This is a genomic window from Kitasatospora sp. NPDC028055 (assembly GCF_040637885.1).
Taxonomy (GTDB): domain Bacteria; phylum Actinomycetota; class Actinomycetes; order Streptomycetales; family Streptomycetaceae; genus Kitasatospora.
Window position 1 is genome coordinate 90,283 of sequence record NZ_JBEZXE010000003.1, and the last position, 18,984, is coordinate 109,266.

Below are 18,984 nucleotides of genomic sequence, written 5' to 3' on the forward strand. Positions count from 1 at the left end.
AGCCACCCCCGTGAAGAAGCCGCTGAACGGACGCCAGGTCTGGTTCCTGACCGGCAGCCAGGGCCTCTACGGCGAGCAGACGCTGCGCCAGGTCGCCGAGCAGTCCCGGCAGATCGCCGCGGCCCTGGACGGCGCCCCGGCGATGCCCGTCGAGGTGGTCTGGAAGCCCGTCCTCACCGATGCGGACGCCATCCGCCGCATCTGCCTGGAGGCGAACTCCGCGGACGACTGCATCGGCCTGATCGCCTGGATGCACACCTTCTCCCCGGCGAAGATGTGGATCGCCGGACTCGACGCCCTGCAGAAGCCGCTGCTCCACCTCCACACCCAGGCCAACGTCGAACTGCCCTGGGACTCCATCGACATGGACTTCATGAACCTGAACCAGGCCGCCCACGGCGACCGCGAGTTCGGCTACATCCAGTCCCGCCTGGGCGTCCCCCGCAAGACCGTCGCCGGGCACGTCAGCGACCCGGCCGTGGCCGCCCGGGTCGGAGCCTGGGCCCGCGCCGCCGCCGGCCGCGCCGAACTGCGCAGCCTCAGGCTCGCCCGCTTCGGCGACAACATGCGCGACGTCGCCGTCACCGAGGGGGACAAGGTCGAGGCCCAGCGCCGCTTCGGCGTCTCCGTCAACACCTACGGCGTCAACGACCTGGTCGCCGCGGTGGACGCGGCCGAGGACGCCGACGTCACCGCGCTGGCCAAGGAGTACGAGGACAGCTACCGCCTCGCCCCCGAACTGCGGGCCGGCGGGGAGCGCCACGACTCGCTGCGCTACGCGGCGCGCATCGAGCTCGGCCTGCGCGGCTTCCTGGAGCAGGGCGGCTTCAAGGCGTTCACCACCAACTTCGAGGACCTCGGCGGACTGCGCCAGCTGCCCGGCCTCGCCGTCCAGCGGCTGATGGCCGACGGCTACGGCTTCGGCGGCGAGGGCGACTGGAAGACCGCCACCCTGCTGCGCACCCTCAAGGCGGCCTCCAGCGGCCTGCCCGGCGGGACCTCCTTCATGGAGGACTACACCTACCACCTGGAGTCCGGCTCCGAGCTGATCCTCGGCGCGCACATGCTGGAGGTCTGCCCGAGCATCGCGGCCGGGACCCCCTCCTGCGAGATCCACCCGCTGTCCATCGGCGGCCGGGAGGACCCGGTCCGCCTGGTCTTCGACGCCGAGCCCGGCCCGGCCGTGGTGGTCGGCCTCGCGGACCTCGGCGACCGGTTCCGGCTGGTCGCCAACGAGGTGGACGTGGTCGAGCCGCCGGCGCCGCTGCCGCACCTGCCGGTCGCCCGCGCGGTGTGGAAGCCGCGGCCGGACCTCCACACCTCCACCGAGGCGTGGCTGACGGCCGGCGGCCCGCACCACACCGTGCTCACCCGGGCGCTCGGCGCCGAGGAGCTCGACGACCTCGCCGAGATGCTGGGGGTGGAACTCCTGCTGATCGACGAGGACACGTCCCTGCGCCGGTTCACCAAGGAACTGCGCTGGAACCAGGCGTACCACCGCCTGGCCCAGGGGCTGTGAGGCCCTTGTCCCGAACCGACGACGCCCGCCGACCCGGCGGGCGTCGCCCGTTCACGCCGAGACCCCGCACGGAACGGAGCGGCCGCGTGCCGAGAGAAGCGCTCACATCGACGGGCGAGGTGACCGTCTCCCAGAACGTCACCGCGACGCTGCCGGACGGACGGCCCGTCACCAGCTGGACGCTGGCCGCGCCCCGGGGCGTGAGCGCCGAGGTGCTCGGTCTCGGCGCCCGCCTCCAGGCCCTGTACGCGCCGGACCGCGACGGGGTGCCGGCGAACGTCGTCCTCGGCTGCGACGGCGTCGAGGACCTGCTCGGGGAGGCCGTGTACCTCGGGGCGACCGTCGGCCGCTACGCGAACCGGATCGCGGGCGGGGAGTTCCCGCTCGGCGGCGCCACGCACCGGGTGGCGGCCCCGCCCGGCGGCCACGCCCTGCACGGCGGAACGGACGGTTTCGCCTCCCGGCTGTGGGACGGCGTCGCGGTCCGGGAGGGCCGGCGGGCCGGGGTGCGGCTGCGGCTGCACAGCCCCGACGGCGACCAGGGCTTCCCGGGAGCGCTCACGGCCGAGGTCACGTACCTGCTCGACCCGGCGGGTGAGCTGTGGATCGGCTACCGCGCGACCACCGACGCCCCGACGGTCGTCAACCTCACCAACCACGCGTACTTCAACCTGGCCGGCGAGGGCGACGGCACGGTGCTGGACCACCTGCTGCGGGTGGAGGCCGGCGGGTACCTTCCGGTGGACCCGGGGCTGATACCGGTCGGACCGGTGGCGCCGGTCGACGGCACGCCCTTCGACCTGCGCGAGGCCCGGCGGATCGGGAACCGCTTCGCCGAGGGGAACCGGCAGATCCTCCGGGCCGGCACGGGCTTCGACCACAACTGGGTCCTGGACGGCCACGGGTTCCGGCAGGTCGCCGCCCTGAGCCACCCGGCCAGCGGCCGGCGCCTGGACTGCCTGACGACGGAACCGGGCATCCAGGTCTACACCGGCAACCACTTCGACGGCACCCTGATCGGCCGCTCCGGGCGCCCGTACGGCGCGTACGCGGGCGTCGCGCTGGAGACCCAGCACTTCCCGGACTCGCCGAACCGGCCCGAGTACCCCTCCACCGTCCTGCGCCCGGGGGAGGAGTTCCGCTCGATGACCGTGTACCGCTTCTCGGCCGAGTAGGGGTCACCCGGCCGAGGGGAAGGGGGCGGTGGGGCCGGGTGGGCCCCACCGCCCCCGTGTGGTTTCGACGCTGGCGCGTCCGGGCCTCCGGCCACTCCGGTAGGAAAGTCGGTGCAGCCGTCTTGACGGGCCGGGGCGCGCGGGTATTGACTCCGCTCACACCCAGGATCGGATCCGCCTCCCAGCAGGGGGCTCGCTTCGGCCGTGGATTGTTAGCGTTAACAATCCTCCGAGGACGAGCGGTGGTCCGACGGGCAGTGTGGTGGCCCACCCGGGATCGCCGCCTCTTGGGTTCCGGCGGGCGACGGTGGGGATTCCTCGCCGGTCGAGCCTAACTCCTGGCGCCCGCCGTCAGGTTGCACACGTGTTAACGACTGCCGGACCGGGTGACGGTTCCCTCCCTCCCAGACAGGAGATCTTGATGCGCAGACGACGTTCCGACCGCAGGCCCCTGACGGTGGTGTTCGCCGCGATGGCCGCGGCCGTGGTGGCGTTGGCGGCGATGCTCGTCGCAGCCCCGGCGCAGGCGGCCACCAGCGGCGCCCTGCGCGGTGCGGGATCCGGCCGGTGCCTCGACGTGCCGAACGCCACCCAGAGTGACGGAACGTTCCTGCAGATCTGGGACTGCTCGGGCGGGACCAACCAGCAGTGGACGCTGACGTCCGCCAACCAGCTGACCGTGTACGGCAACAAGTGCCTGGACGTCCCGGGCCACGCCACCGCGGCCGGCACCCGGGTGGAGATCTGGACCTGCACCGGCGCGGCGAACCAGCAGTGGAAGGTGAACACCGACGGCAGCATCGTCAGCACCGAGTCCGGACTGTGCCTGGACGTGTCGGGCGGCGGTACCGCCAACGGCACGGCGGTGCAGCTCTGGACCTGCAGCGGCACCGGCAACCAGCAGTGGACCGGCCTGTCCGGGACGGGCACCACGTGCGCTCTCCCGTCGACGTACCGGTGGACCTCGACCGGTCCGCTGGCGGACCCGGTGAACGGCGGCGCCGCGCTGAAGGACTTCACCGACGTGGTCTACAACGGCAAGCACCTGGTCTACGCGACCTACTCCGACGGCACCTCGTGGAAGTCGATGGGATTCGCCCCCTTCACGAACTGGTCGGACATGGCCTCGGCCACCCAGACCGTCATGCCCTCGTCCGCGGTGGCGCCCCAGCTGTTCTACTTCGCGCCCAAGAACACCTGGGTGCTGGCCTCGCTGGGGTGGGGCACCGCCTGGCCCTTCACCTACCGCACGTCCAGCGACCCGACCAACCCCAACGGCTGGTCCGCTCCGCAGGCGCTGTTCACCGGCAGCCTCCCCACCGGGGGCCCGATCGACCCGACCCTGATCGCCGACGACCAGAACATGTACCTGTTCTTCGCCGGTGACAACGGCAGCATCTACCGCGCCAGCATGCCGATCGGCAACTTCCCCGCCAGCTTCGGCTCCTCGTACACCACGGTCATGACCGACACGGTGCAGAACCTGTTCGAGGCGCCCCAGGTCTACAAGGTCCAGGGCCAGAACCAGTACCTCATGCTCGTCGAGGCCCGGGACGCGAACGAGCACCGCTACTTCCGCTCGTTCACCGCCACCAGCCTGAACGGCTCCTGGACGGCGCAGGCCGCCACCGCGAGCAACCCCTTCGCCGGCAAGGCCAACAGCGGCGCCACCTGGACCAACGACATCAGCCACGGCGACCTCGTCCGCAACAACCCCGACCAGACCATGACCGTCGACCCCTGCAACCTGCAGCTCCTCTACCAGGGCAGGAACCCCTCCTCGGATGGCGCGCCCTACATCCAACTGCCGTACCGGCCGGGCGTGCTCACCCTGCAGCGCTGACCCGCGCCGTTCCACCCGGGAACCCGTACCCGACTCCTGAGGAGCCCCGGCCGCCGGAGGTGGCGGCCGGGGCGGGGAGGGGCGGGGGTCAGGAGACGGTGCCGGTCACGGTGTTGCCGGACCTGGTGACGGTGTAGGTGACGGTGTCACCGGTCCAGAAGCGGAAGGTGAGCGTCGCCGGGGCGCCGTCCTTGAGCGACTTGAGGAAGTCGGGCTTGACGGTGGTGGTGTCGGCGCCGTAGTCGGCGCGGTAGTTGTCGAAGGTCTGGTAGGTGGTCCAGGAGGCCGGGCCGGCGGCGGTGCCGTCGGCGTAGGTGGACTGCACGTTGGCCATCAGGGAGCCGTTGAACCGGGTGGGGATGGTGAGCCCGTCGAGCGTCCCGGTGGCGTCGGCCATGGTCGGCTTGTCGTAGGAGCGCACGAAGAGCTTCCACGGGACGCCGTCGGAGTACCGGACTTCGAGGGTGGCGTTGATCCCGGCGGCGCGGTCCCCGGCGAGCCGGGTGAGGGCGCCGGCGGTCAGGGTGAGCCGGTCGCCGTCGAGGGTGTAGTCGACGTAGGGGATCAGCGGCCGGTCGCCCTGCCACAGGCCGGCGAACCCGAGGCCGTTGCGGTTCAGGGTGACGGTCTGCGCCGCGACGGGGCCGGACTTCGGCAGGAAGAGGTTGTCGGTGGAGGCGGTGCCCGAGCGGGTCCGCCAGGAGCTCTGGATCAGGGCCTTCATCTCGGGGACCGCCCACTGCATGGTGGAGCGGTTCAGGAAGTCGTTGAAGGCGTCCCACACGGCGGAGGTCATGCCGTTGCGCCGCGCCTCGTAGTTGACGTGCTCGAAGTACTTGAGCATCTCGCCGCGCTCGACCACGCCGGAGTAGGGCGAGGTGAGCAGGCCGTACTCGCCCAGGTAGACCGGGATGCCCTTGGCGACGAAGGTGTCGTGCACGCGGGCGAAGCCCTCGGTGAGGTCCGACTGGGCCTTCGCGTCGTAGGTGGTCCCGTTGGCGATGTTCACGCTGAACGGGTACCAGCTGTAGTAGTGCACGGTGGCGACCAGGTTGCGGTCGTGCAGCGAGCTCATCGTGGTGGACAGGTCGTCCAGCCAGTGCTGGGCGTTGTTGGTCTCCTCCGAGGGCAGGACGAGCAGGCGGTCCTTGTTCCGTCCGCCGGAGTTGCGGACGATGCTGTGGAACGAGGTGTTGAGTTCCCGCAGGTACTGGGTCTTCTGGGCGTCGGTGGAGTTGTCGAACTGCGGTTCGTTGATGCTCTCCATGAGCAGGGTGCGCGGCTCGTCCTTGAAGGCGGTGGCGATCTGCTGCCAGGTCGAGTTGAACCGCGCCATGACGGTGTCGTGGTCGGTCGACATGTACTCGATCCACTTCCACGAGTCGTGGTGGACGTTGATCTCGACGTAGAGGCCGTCCTCCAGGGCCCAGTCGACCACCTGCTTCACCCGGTTCATCCACACCGGGTCGATGGTGTAGGGGGCCGTGTCGGACTGGTGCGGGTACCAGGTGACGGGGATGCGGACGCTGCGGAAGCCCTGGGCCTTGAGGCCGTCGAAGGTGGCCTTGGTGGTGAGCGGGTTGCCCCAGGAGGTCTCGTCGGGGATGGCGTCGAGGGTGTTGCCGAGGTTCCAGCTGGGCTGCATCCGGGCCACGGCGGCCATCGGGTCGCTCGGGACCCTGGCCCCCGCCGCCTCGGCCGCTGCCAGGGGCTGGTGATCGGCGGGGGCGGCGACGGCGGTGCCGCCGCAGAGGGCGCCGGTGGTGACCAGGGCCACCACGAGGCCGGCCGTGCGCAGGAGGCGGCGGTTGCGGGGACGTGCGGTGTGCTGGGCGTCGTTCACGATTGTCCCTCTCGTGCTGACGGGTGGGGGAGCCCCTGACGGGTGGTCAGGGAAGCGGGAGCGGCTCGTAGTCGAACCGGTCGAAGTGGACGGTGCCGTCGGCGGCGTACATGCCGATGACCCGGCCGGTGAAGCCGCCGGCCACTTCGGTGGAGAGGTAGCGGCCGTCGAGGGTGGCGAGCACGGTGAAGGTGCCGTCGGGCTCCTCGACGCCGAGGAGGACGTCGTCGGGGCCGGTGCGCGGGCCGCGTGTTGGGCGCGGGACGACGTCCACGCCGAGTACCACGGCCCCGGCGGGCACCGGACGGGAGGCGACCTCGGTGCGCAGCGAGCCGATCCGGGCGAGGACCTTCACCTCGCCGTCGGCCGCCTCGATCTCGTAGTGGTGGTCCTCGTCCATGCGGACGGCCAGGCCGCCGCGGCCGTCGGCGGGGTCGATCAGGGTGCGGGCCCGGCAGCCGAGGTGCTGCTGGCGGCGGCCGACGAACACCACGTCGTTCTCGTCGAGGGAGGCGCCGGCGGCGCGCAGGGTGAGCCAGCCGGAACGTTCCTTCGTGGTGACCAGGTGCTCGGGGCGCTCGCGTACCGAGAGCCACTGGGGGTGCAGTTCGGCCTGGTCGAAGTCGTCCCGGGCCGGGACGGCGGGCACGGGGTGCAACGGCCAGGCGGGGGTGGGCAGTTCGGGGGTGACCCGGCCGACCGCCGGCCAGCCGTCCACCCACTCGACCGGGGCGAGGAAGGTCTCCCGGCCGAGCACGTACCAGCCGGGGGTGCCGCCGCGCGGCCGGACGGCGAGCAGCACCATCCACCAGGAGCCGTCGGGCGCCTGGACGAGGTCGGCGTGCCCGGTGTTCTGGATGGGATGGTCGATGCCGCGGTGGGTCAGCACCGGGTTGGCCGGGCACGCCTCGAAGGGGCCGGAGGGCGAGGTGCCGCGGGCGATGGAGACGGCGTGGCCGCGCTCGGTGCCGCCCTCGGCGATCATCAGGTACCAGTACGCGCCGATCCGGTACAGGTGGGGGGCCTCGGGGGCCATGGCGCCGGGCGCGCCGGACCAGATCCGCTGCGGCTCGCCGATGGTCTCGCCGGTGGTCGGGTCGAGGCGGACCTGGGAGACGCCGGCGACGGTGCAGTAGCAGGTGCCGTCCTCGTCCCAGGCGAGGTCCGGGTCGATGCCGTGGACGCCGGGCAGCCGGACCGGCTCGGACCAGGGGCCGGCCGGGTCGGTGGCGGTGAGGAGCAGGTTGCCGTCGCCGCTGACGTTGGTGACGACCAGCCAGAAGCGGCCGTCGTGGTGGCGCAGCGTCGGGGCGTAGATCCCGCCGGAGGACGGGGACTCGCGCGGCAGGCGCAGCTGGCTCGGCCGGTCCAGGGCGTTGCCGATCTGGGTCCAGTTGAACAGGTCGCGGCTGTGGAAGACGGGGATGCCCGGGAAGTACTCGAAGCTGGAGCAGACGAGGTAGTAGTCGTCGCCCACGCGGCAGACGCTCGGGTCCGGATGGAAGCCGGGGATCACCGGATTGGGGAGGGTGCCGCTCGGCTGGGTCTGGTCTGACACGTGGTCGGTTCCTTTCGAAGGTGCGTGTCGGGGTGGTGGTGCCCCGGGCCCTCGGCCCTGGAGAGATCCGGGGCCCGGGGCACCACCGGCTCAGCGGGTTCAGCCGATCGCGCAGGAGGCGCCGTTGAACCGGAAGGCGGAGGGGTTGGCGTCACTGCTGGACCAGGTGGCCTTGAAGCCCCACTGGACGCTGCCGCCCTGCGGGACGGAGGCGTTGTAGGACACGTTCCCGGCGCTGACGCTGTGGCCGCTCTGCGACACCGAGGCGTTCCAGCTGTTGGTGATGCTGTTGTCGCCGGGGAAGTCGAAGCCGAGGGACCAGCCGTTGACCTGGCCGAGGCCGTTGTTGACGACGGTGATGTTGCCGACCGTGACGCCCGACCACTCGTTCTTGTTGTAGACGACCCGGCAGGCCGCGCTGGTCGGGTGCATCTGGACGACCGTGATGCCGTAGGCGGGCACGGTCTGGGTGGTCGGACTGCCGGACTGGGCGGTGCCGATCCCGTGGGCGTTCTTGAGGTAGGAGTGGACGGTCGGGGTGGCGGCGGACGGGGTGAACCCGGTGTAGGAGAGGTTCACCGTGGCGTCGTTGTTCGGGTCCTTGTTGATCAGCATGACGTCCACGTCGCCGTCGGCGCGGCGGACGGCGTGTGCGGTGAGCAGCGAGGACGAGCTGGCGGCCTTGACGAGCGTGTCCCCGGGCGCGCCGAGCCTGCTGATCATCTGGATGCCGTAGTAGGCGGGGAAGGGGGTGTTGACGGCCGGCTCGCAGGGGGAGCCGCTGGAGAGCAGGCCGCCGTCGTTGTAGTCGGTGGCGCCCTCGACGGTGGTCACCTTGGTGCAGTCGGTGCCGTTGCGCAGGTCCCACCAGTCCACGTTGAACGCGCCGTTCTCCAGCCAGGTGAGGTAGTTGTCCGGGGCGAACAGTCCGTTGGGGGAGGTGTCCAGGTAGGCCTGGGCGTTCGCCTCGGTCACCGCGATGCCGACGTCGGGGGCGTTGGTCCCGGCGTACTGGTTGATCAGCGAGCGCACGGCGCCGGCGATGGTGGCGTTCTGGGCCTGCGGCTTGGTGAGCAGGTCGGCGGGGCTGGTGCTGGTGGGGTAGGCGTGCACGATGGCGAAGTCGATCTTCGAGCCGACGATCGACAGGACGGTGTGGTTCCAGTCCATGGTGTCGCCCGGTCCGACCATGCCGTCCGGCCAGTAGCCGGGGGTGGTCAGTACGGCGCCGATCCTGACGTTCGGGTCGGCCGCCTTCATCGCCGAGACGTACTGGAGCACGTTGTTCGCGTAGGTCGTGGCGCTCTTGCTGCTGTGGGTGTCGTACTCCCACTTGGCGCCGTACTCGCCGTTGCCGTAGACCTCGTTGCCGATCTCCCAGTACTTGACGCCGTAGCCCTTGGTGACGTTGGCGTAGTGGACCCAGGCGGCGGCCTCCTGGGGGGTGCCCGAGCCGTAGTTGGCGGTGATGATCGGCTGCGCTCCGGCGGCGCGCACGGTGCCCATGAAGGCGTCGAAGCCGGTGTTCGGGGCGACGTACGCGCCGTCGTCGGCCGTGCCGGTCTGCCAGTGGTAGACGTCGGAGTGGCTGCCGCCGGGGTAGCGGACGGTGTTGATGCCGGCCGTGCTGAGCAGGCCGGGGGTGGCGGCGGCGTTCATGGCGGCGTCGTAGACCGGGATGTTCACGCCGACGCCCGTGGCGGGGATCTCGGCGAGCTGCAGGGCGGCGTCGACCGACACCGACACGGTGCTCGCGGTGACGGCGGGCGGTGCGGCGGCGGCGTGCGGCGCCGCGACGGCGATCGCGCCGGTGACCGCGAGCGACAGAGCCGCCGCGGCGGCTATGGCGCGATCATGACAGGTGCGGGCTGACCATTTCATGGCGTCCCTCCAGGGGGTGGGGGTGCGAGGCGTTCGCGTGGGGGTGCGAACTCGCGCGATCTGGACGGCAGGGGGCCCGTGCGGCTGCAGGACCGGGCCCGGACGCTGTGCTGCTCCGTCGGTGCGCGGGTCGGCGTGGCGGGCCGCGCGCGATCGGCTGACGCATCGTCAACACCTCTCGGATGACAGCGTGGTGAGGCGCAGCAGGACGGCGGACGGGGCCGCCGGCAGGGTCAGGGTGAGTTCGGCGGTGTCCGGGTGCCAGGCGGCCGACGCCTTGCTGTCGGCCGGGTAGAGCACCTCGGTGCGGACCTCGGCGCCGCGCAGGTGGGGCAGGGCGAGGTCCCTGACGGCCTCCTCCCCGCCGCGCCTCCAGGCGGTGACGTACGTGGTGGCCGGGGTGTGCAGCGCCAGGGCGATCCACGGGTCCTCCCAGCCCGGGAGCCCCAGCGGCCAGGCGGGCACCGCCTGGGGAAGGTCGGCGCGGATCGCCTTGTGGACGGCCACCGCCTCGTGGACCAGCTCCCGGGAGCGCGGGGGGAGTTCGGTGAGCCGCCCGGAGAGGTGGATGCGGCCCAGCAGCGCGTTGGCCATGGTGAGGGCGACTTCGTCGGGGGTGTCCTCGGGCAGCGGGTAGGCCCAGACGGCGCCCTGCTCCGGGGTGACGGCGGTGGGGGCCGCCGCCGCGATCGGTGCGTAGCGCAGCAGGTCCTGCTGGTCGCTGGTGGACTGCAACTGGAGCCGGGACAGCAGGGCGTGGTCCATCCGCATGCCGCCGGAGGCGCAGTTCTCGATCACCAGGTCCGGGTGGCGGTCCAGGAGGCCGTCGAGCCAGTCGAGTTGGGCGCGGTTGTGGCCGAGCAGGCCGGCCGCCGGAACCTCTCCCGGATGGGCGCTGGTGCCGGAGCCCGGGTCGGTGTTGTGGTCGAGCTTGAGGTAGCCGACGCCCCACTCGCCGACCAGGCGGTCCACCACCCCGTCCAGGTGGGCCCGGGCGGCCGGGTGGCGCAGGTCCAGGTGGTAGCGCCCGCCGCCCTCCTCCACCCGCAGGCCGTCGCGGCGGAAGAACGCCTCCTCCGGGAGGGACGCGGCCACCGGGCTGTCCACCCCGACCGCCTCCGGCTCCAGCCACAGGCCGGGGACCATGCCGCGCTCCCGGATGCGGTCGAGGACCTCGTGGATGCCCTTCGGCCCGGGGAACCGGGCGGCCGACGGCTCCCAGGCCCCGACGGAGCTCCACCAGCTGCCCCCGTCGTCGTACCAGCCGGCGTCGATGACGAAGTACTCGGCGCCGGCCTCGGCGGCCGCGTCGACCAGCGGCAGCAGCTTGGCCGTGGTCGGGTCGCCCATCAGGCAGTTCATGTAGTCGTTGAAGATCACCGGCAGGCGGTGGTGGTCGGGGTGCGGGCGGCGGGTGGCGCGCCGGTAGCGGGTGAGGGCGGCGAAGGCGGCGTCCGGGCCGCCCTCCGCGGCCAGCGCGAGCGCCACGGGCACGGTGCGGAACTCGGCGCCGGGCTCCAGCGGGTGCCGCCAGCCGTGGTCGGCGGCCTCGGGCCCGTACAGCGCCGCGTACGCGGTGTCGTCCCGCACCCCGCACTCCCAGCGCCAGCCCCCGCCGTTGTGCTCGATCTGCCACAGCCAGGTCCGGCCGGAGCGGCGGTCCGTCAGGCCGCCCATCGGCAGGTGCCCGCAACTGGACCACACGCCCTGCCCGGCCAGGACCTGGGTGCTGCGCCCGGCGGTGGTGTGGAAGCGGCCGCTGCGCTCGGGCGAGGAGGCCCGCAGCGGTCGGCGCTGCCAGCGGCACTCGGCGAACCACTCGTTCTCCGCCCACAGCAGGTCGGCGGCGTCCAGGGCCTCGGCGCCGCCCTCGGTGAGGCAGCCCGCCACGAGCGAGGCGACCGACTCCAGGTGCAGCGTGCGCGGCCCGTCGTTGCGCAGCAGCACCTCGCTGCGCAGCACCGGCAGGCCGTCCGGGGAGCGGTGGACCACCACGGCGGTCAGTCCGGTCTCCGGCTCGTGGAGTTCGACGGTGAGCACGTGCCAGTCGCCGTTCCGGCCCGCGCGGTGGGAGCGGTGGCGCAGCCGTGGGCCGAGGACGGTGTTGACGAGGTGGCGGCCCGACCAGGAACGGCCGAGGCCGGCGGTCGTCACCTCCACCAGCGGCAGCGGTGCGCAGGGGCGCGCGGCGGTGGACTTCTCGCCGGGCGCGCCGAGGCGCACCAGGCGGGCGGCGCCCTGCTCGTCCAGGGCGATCTCCAGCTCCAGGGCGTCGTGGCCCCAGCGGATCGTCTCGTGCGGGTCGGTCATGGTGCTGCCCTCCTGGGAAGGGAGACGCGGCGGGGGTCAGCGCGCGCGCAGGACCGCGCAGCCGCCGGGCGGCAGTTCGCCGAGCGTGGTGCCGGTGAGCAGGTCGTGGCCGGGCCGCGGCAGCGGTACGGCCACGGGGCGGTGGTTGAGCAGCAGGTGCCAGGCGCGGCCGTCCGGGGCGTGCCGGGTGACGGCCTCCACGCCCCGGGTTAGTCCGGGCAGTTCGGGGGCGGCCCCGGCCTGCGCGAGGAGCCGCTCGACCAGGGCGGCGTAGCCGGCGTCGTCGAGGCGGGTGGACAGGTACCAGCCGTGGCCGGAGCCGAAGGCGTGGCGGGTGAGCGCCGGGCTTCCGGCGAGCGGGCCGTGGGTGTAGGCGGCGAGCGCCTCGGCGCCCTCGGTGCGCAGGGACTCCGTCCAGGAGGTGGCCGTGGAGCCGTCGGAGAGGGTGATCTCCTCGTCCTGCCGCAGCGGGCGGTACTCCTCGGCCCGGATGCCGAGCGCCTCGCGCAGCGGTGCGGCCGGGTACCCGCCGAGCCGGGAGTGGAGGCGTCCGTCGACCACGCCGCTGAAGTGCTGGACGAGCAGGGTGCCGCCGTCGGCGACGTAGTGGCGCAGGTTCTCCGCTCCGGCGTCGGTGAGCAGGAACAGCGCCGGGGCGAGGACCAGCCGGTAGCGGCTCAGGTCGTGCTCGGGGTGGGCGAGGTCGACCGTCCGGCCGGCGTTCCACAGTGCGCGGTGGGCGCGGCGCAGGGCGGCGTAGTAGTCGAGTTCGGGCGAGGGGAGGCCGTCGACGCCCAGGGCCCACCAGGCGTCGGAGTCGTGCAGGACGGCGACCTCGGCGCGGACGGTGGAGCCGGCGAGCTCGCCGAGCCGGGCGAGGGCCTCGCCGGTGGCCGTGACCTCGCGGAAGATCCGGCTGTCCGGCCCGGCGTGCGGGACCATCGCCGAGTGCCACTGCTCGGCGCCGGCCCGGGACTGGCGCCACTGGAAGAACAGGGCGCCCTCGGAGCCGCGGGCGATGTGGGCGAGCGAGTGGCGCAGGATGTCCCCGGGCTCCTTGGCGAGGACGCGTCCGTCGGCGTAGACGGTGTTGGTGCCCTGTTCCATCAGCAGCCAGGGGGCGCCGCCGGCGATCGAGCGGGCCCGGTCGGCGTCGAAGGCGGCGTGGGCGGCGGCTTCGAGGCCGGGGGCGCTGGGGTAGTGGTTGACGGTCACCACGTCGACCTCGCGGCCGAAGGCCCACAGGTCGAGGTTCTGGTAGCCGGGCAGCATGAGGTTGGTGGTGACCGGCCGGTCGCTGTGGGCGCGGATCGCGTCGCGCTGCTCGCGGTAGGCGGCGAGGGTCTCGTCGGACCAGAACCGGCTGAAGTCCAGGCTCTGGCCGGGGTTGTGGTGCCACTGGGTGGTGCGGGGCGGCAGGATCTGCTCCCACGAGGTGTAGTGCTGGCTCCAGAAGTCCGTTCCCCAGGACTCGTTGAGGGCGTCGAGCGATCCGTGGCGCTCGCGCAGCCACACGCGGAAGGCGGCGGCGGTGTGGTCGCAGTGGCAGAGGGTCACGTACTCGTTGTGGACGTGCCACAGGGCCAGCGCCGGGTGGTCGCCGTAGCGTTCGGCGAGGGCGGCGGCGATGCGGCGCGCGGCCCGGCGGTAGGCCGGGGCGGTGAGGCAGTAGGTGTCCCGGCTGCCGTGGGTCAGGCGGGTGCCGTCGGGGCGCAGCGGCAGGGCTTCCGGGTGGGCCAGGGTGAACCAGGGCGGCGGGGAGGCGGTGGGCGTGGCCAGGTCGACCGCGACGCCGGCCGCGTGGAGGCGGTCGAGGTGGGCGTCGAGCCAGGCGAAGTCGTACCGGCCCTCCTCGGGTTCCAGCAGGGCCCAGGAGAAGACGCCGACGGTGGCGAGGTTGACGCGGGCCCGGCGCATCAGCTCGTCGTCCTCCTTCCAGACCTGGGCGTCCCACTGCTCGGGGTTGTAGTCCCCGCCGTAGGCGAGGGCGCCGAGGCGGTCGGTGAGCCGTTGCGGATCCATCCGGGGCCGTCCTTCCAGGAGTGCGGTCAACTGCGGTGCGGGGCGGGGGCGGTGCTCTCGCGGACCACCAGTTCCGGGGGCATCAGCAGGAGTTGGTCCGGCGGCTGTTCGCCCGCGGCGGTCGCGGTGATCCTGGCCATGACCTGCTCGACGGCGACCTGGCCGAGGTCCTTCTTGGGGCTGGTGACGGAGGTGAGCCGGGGGGAGTGCTGCTCGGCCAGCGGGTCGGGGCAGATGGCGATGACGGAGGCGTCCTCCGGTACGGTCCGCCCGCTGGCGCGCAGCAGGCTGAGCAGCGGGCCGATCGCGGCCTCGTTCTGCACCACGAAGCCCGTGGTGTCGGGGCGGTCCGCGAGGATGCGGGCCAGGGTGCCGGCGGTGCTCTCGTAGGTGCCCTCGCAGGGGCGGTGCAGGAAGCGCAGGCCGCGCCGTTCGGCGCGGGCGCGGAAGCCGTTGAGGGTGCGCTCGGCGTAGCCGGCGTGGCGCCGGTAGACGCGGTTGCTGTAGCCGATGAAGGCGATGTCGCGGTGGCCGAGGTCGGCCAGGTGGTCGGCGCACAGGGCGCCGGCGGTGGCGAAGTCGTGGTCGACGCAGGAGAGTCCGGCGGGGTCGTCGGGCAGTCCGATGAGGGCGGCGGGGATGTCCTCGGCGCGCAGGACGGGGATGCGGTCGTCGTCGAGCCGGACGTCCATCAGGATGACGCCGTCGGCGAGTCCGGTGGCGGCGACCCGGCGGACGCCGTCGGGCCCTTCGTCGTTGGTGAGCAGCAGGACGTCGTAGCCGTGTTCGCGGGCCGCGACGGTGACGGCGATGGCGATCTCCATCATGGTGGGCACGTGCACCTCGGGGTGCAGCGGCACCACCAGGGCGATGATGTGCGAGCGCTTGCCGGCCAGGGCCCGGGCACCCGCGTGCGGGTGGTAGCCGAGGTCGGTGATGGCCCTCTCGACGCGGGTCCTGGTCTCGTCGGAGATCGGGCGCTTGCCGCTGAGGGCGTAGCTGACCGTGCTGGACGAGACGCCGGCGTGCCTGGCCACATCGGCGAGTGTCACCATCGTTGTGCTTCCTTCGGGTCGGTTCCGGTGGGAGCGGTCCCGGTCGTGCGACGGGGAGGTCCGCGGGGACCGCTCCCGGTCCGTGGGGCCCGCGGGGCCCGGGGCGGACGGCTCAGCCCTTGATCGCGCCGGTGAGGACACCGGTACGCAGGTGCTTCTGCACGAACGGGTACACGATCACCAGTGGTACCAGGGTCAGGACCACGACCGCCATCTGCAGGGACAGCGGTGCGGTCTGGGTGTGGCTGTTCCCGAAGCCCGAGTTGAGGGAGCCGGGAAGGCCGTTGGCCCGGTTGACGTAGGTGAGCAGCACGTACTGCAGCGGCCACTTCTGACTGTCCGTCGGCATGTAGAGCATGACGTTGAAGAAGGAGTTCCAGTAGCCGACGGCGTAGAACAGCGCGGTGACGGCGGTGACGGCGCGCGAGGTGGGCAGGACGACCGACCACAGGATGCGCCAGTCGCCGGCGCCGTCCATCCGGGCCGCGTCGATCAGCTCGGAGGAGGTCTCCTGGTAGAAGGCGCGCAGCACCAGGATGTTGAAGACGGAGACGGCGCCCGGCAGGATCAGCGCCCACCACTGGCCGTAGCCGCCGAGGCCGGTGACGACCAGGAAGCTCGGGATCAGGCCGCCGCTGATGAACATCGTGACGATCAGCAGCAGCAGGACGAAACGGTGTCCGAGGGAGCGCGGCCGGGAGAGGCCGTAGGCGCACAGGACGGACACGACCATGGACAGCGCGGTGCCGGCCACGGTGATGCCCAGGCTCACCCCCAGCGCGGTGACGATCGTCGGGTCGCCGAGCATCTGGCGGTACGTCTCGGTGGTCAGGCCGTCCGGCCAGATCACCAGGCCGCCGGCCCGGTTGATGGCGCCGGGGGTGGAGAAGCTGGTCAGGACGATGATGTAGAGCGGGACCAGGATGACGGCGAGCGTCCCGCCGAGCGTGATCCCCTTGGCCGCCTGGCCGACGGCCGTCGGCGGCTCCTCCCAGGGCGGGCGGGCGGAGCCGACCCGGCGGCGGGTCGCCGCCGCCGTCCGGCGCTTCTGACGGCGGGAGCCGATGGTGAGTGCGTTGGTCATCTGCGATACAGCCCGTCCTCGCCGAAGGCGTGCGCCAGCCGGTTGGCACCCCAGATGAGCAGCAGGGAGACCACGCTCTTGAAGAGCCCGGCCGCCGCGCCGTAGCTGTAGCCGCCGGTGGCGATGCCGTAGTAGAAGGAGAAGGTGTCCAGGACGTCGGCGGCCTCGTGGCCGACCGCGTCCCGCTGGACCAGGAACTGCTCGAAACCGACGGACAGCGCGTTGCCGAGGCGCAGGACCAGCATCAGCACGATCACTCCGCGCAGGCCGGGCAGCGTGATGTGCCACATCCGCCGCAACCGGCCGGCGCCGTCCGCCGCCGCGGCCTCGTACAGCTCGCTGTTGATGGCGCTCAGCGCCGCGAGGAAGACGATGATCCCCCAGCCCGCCTCCTTCCAGATCGCCTGGGAGGTGACCAGCAGCGCGAAGGTGTGCGGGTTGGTCATGATGTCCCAGGTGCCGATGTCGTGCTGGCGCAGGAACTGGTTGAGCACGCCGGCGCCGCCCAGCATCTGCTGGAAGATCGTGACCGCCAGCACCCACGAGAAGAAGTGCGGCAGGTAGACCACGGACTGGAAGAAGTTGCGCACCCGCTCGCTCACGACCGAGTTGAGCAGCAGGGCCAGGGCGATCGGGACCGGGAAGAAGAGGATCAGCTGGACGAAGCTCAGGTACAGCGTGTTCTTCATCGCGGCCCAGAACCCCGGGTCGCCGAACAGCTGCTGGAACTGGTCGAAGCCGACCCATTCGCTGTGCCAGACCCCGACCAGCGGGTCGTACTCCTGGAAGGCGGTGACGACGCCGAACAGCGGGACGTAGTTGAACACCAGGAGCAGGACGACCGCGGGAACCGTCATCAGCAGGAGCGACCTGTCGCGCCGCAGCCTGATCCGCCAGTTGAGCCGCGCGGGGCGGGCCGGGCGCTTCGGTGCGGCGGTGCTCACTGGCCTGTGCCGTACTTGTCGAGCACGTTGTCGGTCATCCACTGCTTGAGTCGCTCCCCGGGGCCGGAGCGCCAGCTGGAGACGGCGTCCTGGACGTCGGAGACCTTCTTCTTGCCGTGGTAGCAGTCCTTGAGGGTGTCGTTGACGTTCGGCGCCGCCAGGGCGGTGGCGATCGCCGGCGGCATGCTGAGGTTCATGCCCCAGAAGGGCGCCTTGGTGACGTACTTGACGTTGGCGGCGGACCAGGCCGAGTAGTCCCTGGTGACCTGCTCGCCGCCCGGGTTGCTGACCACGGAGGGGGCGGCGGCCAGGAACGCGTAGGTCGTCGGCTGGACGTCCTTCTTGCCCTCGTCGGTGAAGGTCGGCACGCCGCTCACCCGGGTGTGGTGGACGCCCTCGACCCCGTAGGTGAGCAGGGTGTACTCGGCGGTGCCGTAGGGGGCGGCGAGGAAGTTGGCGACGGCGAGCAGTTCCTCGATCTGTGCGGGCTTCAGCTTGGCGTTGAGGTAGCTGAGCATGCCGGCGCTGGCGCCCATGTAGGCCACCGGTGTGCCCTTGCCGTCGGCGGTGATGGAGTTGAGCGCGCCGCGCCGGTAGTTCGGGTCCGCGGCGACGCCGGACTGGTGGTCGGACAGGTTCCAGGCGCCCAGTCCGCCGCCTGCGATCAGGCACTTGCCGCTGTAGAAGCGGGTGCCGGAGTTGGCGACGTCGCCGGCGAGCGTGTCCGGGTGCATGGAGCCCGAGTTGGCCAGGCGGTAGTGCCAGTCGACGGCCTCCAGGAACTCCTGGGTCTCGAACATGTGGACCAGCTTGCCGTTGTCGATCCGCCAGCCCATGGGGACGTTCCAGGTGAACTGGAGGTAGGTCCACACGTCGTCGAAGGCCCACACGCCCCGTTTGGCGTCGGTCAGTTCCTTGCCGAGGTTCATCAGGTCGTCGGCGGACCTGATCTGGTCGGCCGTGATCCCCCGGGCTTCGAGGACGTCCCGGCGGTAGAAGGTGGCACCGGGCATGCCGAAGCTGGTGGAGAAGCAGGGGATCCCGTAGAGCTTGTCGCCCCAGACCCCCGCCTGCCAGGCCCCGGTGGGCAGGGCGGCCAGGTTGGGGTACTTCTTGATCTTGTCGCCGGACAGGTAGGGGGTCAGGTCCGCGAGCTGGGAGCCGGTCAGCCCGCCGGTGTTGAAGTTGGCGTTCCACCAGGCGGGCAGGTTGATCCAGTCCGGCAGCTTCTCGGCGGCGGTCATCGTCGGGACGATGGTGTTGTAGTTGATCCCGTCCGCCGGCTTCATGGTCAGCTCGACCCCGAGCGCCTTGTTCATCGCCTGGTAGAAGGAGTTGCCGACCGGCGGGGCCGTGCCCCACAGCGGGGTGACCGCCGTGTAGCTGCCGCCCTTGCCGGGAACGCCGGAGACGGTGGTGGGCGGGGAGGCCGGGTAGGAGAGGTAGGCCGGATCGGTCGCGATGTCGGCCGCGCCCTGGACGGAGGCGATGTCCGGCTTGACCGCGTTGGGGTTCGGCACGTAGCTCGGCAGGGCGGCCTTGAGGCCCTCCCTGGTGTTCGCCCCGGCCTTCTTGGTCGATCCGCCACCGCAGGCGGACAGCAGTGGTGCCATCGCGGCGGCCCCCGCGACCGTGGCGGCGGTGGCCAGAAAGCTCCTGCGGTTCAGTCCGGATCTCATGGTGGCGTAGCCCCTCTCCGTCGAAGCGCGGCCCAAGCATCGGCGCGTCGAGGCGTCGAAGCGCTTGGATG

12 protein-coding genes are annotated in these 18,984 nt (G+C 72.0%); 3 read left to right on the top strand and 9 right to left on the bottom strand.

The window, feature by feature from the left end:
* The first annotated feature begins 10 nt into the window (after positions 1-10).
* The 3 genes from araA to AB0F71_RS06625 all read left to right on the top strand — a co-directional run bounded on the left by araA (position 11) and on the right by AB0F71_RS06625 (position 4,537).
* The gene (gene araA / locus AB0F71_RS06615; protein WP_360229217.1) at positions 11-1,519 is read left to right on the top strand and encodes an L-arabinose isomerase; all 1,509 of its coding nucleotides are present in this window, start codon (positions 11-13) and stop codon (positions 1,517-1,519) included.
* Between the two features lie 86 nt (positions 1,520-1,605).
* Positions 1,606-2,694 carry an aldose epimerase family protein gene (locus AB0F71_RS06620; protein WP_360229219.1) on the top strand — a complete coding sequence of 363 codons (1,089 nt, stop codon included), beginning with the start codon at positions 1,606-1,608 and terminating at the stop codon, positions 2,692-2,694.
* Between the two features lie 421 nt (positions 2,695-3,115).
* Positions 3,116-4,537, top strand: a complete 1,422-nt coding sequence (locus AB0F71_RS06625; protein ID WP_360229221.1) for a non-reducing end alpha-L-arabinofuranosidase family hydrolase — start codon at positions 3,116-3,118, stop codon at positions 4,535-4,537.
* A gap of 88 nt (positions 4,538-4,625) precedes the next feature.
* Here the strand turns inward: AB0F71_RS06625 and AB0F71_RS06630 are convergent, their stop codons facing one another.
* The 9 genes from AB0F71_RS06630 to AB0F71_RS06670 form a co-directional block, all read right to left on the bottom strand.
* Positions 4,626-6,380: a cellulase family glycosylhydrolase gene (locus tag AB0F71_RS06630; protein WP_360229223.1), complete on the bottom strand. Its 1,755-nt coding sequence runs from the start codon at positions 6,378-6,380 to the stop codon at positions 4,626-4,628.
* Positions 6,381-6,426: 46 nt separating this feature from the next.
* Positions 6,427-7,938 carry a glycoside hydrolase family 43 protein gene (locus AB0F71_RS06635; protein ID WP_360229225.1) on the bottom strand — a complete coding sequence of 504 codons (1,512 nt, stop codon included), beginning with the start codon at positions 7,936-7,938 and terminating at the stop codon, positions 6,427-6,429.
* A 99-nt stretch (positions 7,939-8,037) separates the two neighbouring features.
* On the bottom strand, positions 8,038-9,819 hold the full coding sequence (locus tag AB0F71_RS06640; RefSeq protein ID WP_360229227.1) for a cellulose binding domain-containing protein: 1,782 nt from the start codon (positions 9,817-9,819) through the stop codon (positions 8,038-8,040).
* Positions 9,820-9,987: 168 nt separating this feature from the next.
* The gene (locus AB0F71_RS06645; protein ID WP_360229229.1) at positions 9,988-12,129 is read right to left on the bottom strand and encodes a glycoside hydrolase family 36 protein; all 2,142 of its coding nucleotides are present in this window, start codon (positions 12,127-12,129) and stop codon (positions 9,988-9,990) included.
* Positions 12,130-12,165: 36 nt separating this feature from the next.
* Positions 12,166-14,151, bottom strand: a complete 1,986-nt coding sequence (locus AB0F71_RS06650) for a beta-galactosidase (RefSeq protein ID WP_360229231.1) — start codon at positions 14,149-14,151, stop codon at positions 12,166-12,168.
* A gap of 26 nt (positions 14,152-14,177) precedes the next feature.
* Positions 14,178-15,206 (bottom strand): LacI family DNA-binding transcriptional regulator, encoded by a 1,029-nt coding sequence (locus tag AB0F71_RS06655; protein ID WP_360229235.1) that lies wholly within the window; start codon positions 15,204-15,206, stop codon positions 14,178-14,180.
* Between the two features lie 112 nt (positions 15,207-15,318).
* Positions 15,319-16,290: a carbohydrate ABC transporter permease gene (locus tag AB0F71_RS06660; protein ID WP_360229237.1), complete on the bottom strand. Its 972-nt coding sequence runs from the start codon at positions 16,288-16,290 to the stop codon at positions 15,319-15,321.
* Entirely contained in the window at positions 16,287-17,234 is a 948-nt protein-coding gene (locus AB0F71_RS06665; protein ID WP_360229239.1) for an ABC transporter permease subunit, read from the bottom strand. The genes AB0F71_RS06660 and AB0F71_RS06665 overlap by 4 nt, the downstream gene beginning before the upstream one ends.
* Positions 17,231-18,913: a Tat pathway signal sequence domain protein gene (locus AB0F71_RS06670; RefSeq protein ID WP_360229241.1), complete on the bottom strand. Its 1,683-nt coding sequence runs from the start codon at positions 18,911-18,913 to the stop codon at positions 17,231-17,233. The genes AB0F71_RS06665 and AB0F71_RS06670 overlap by 4 nt, the downstream gene beginning before the upstream one ends.
* Between the last annotated feature and the right edge of the window lie 71 nt (positions 18,914-18,984).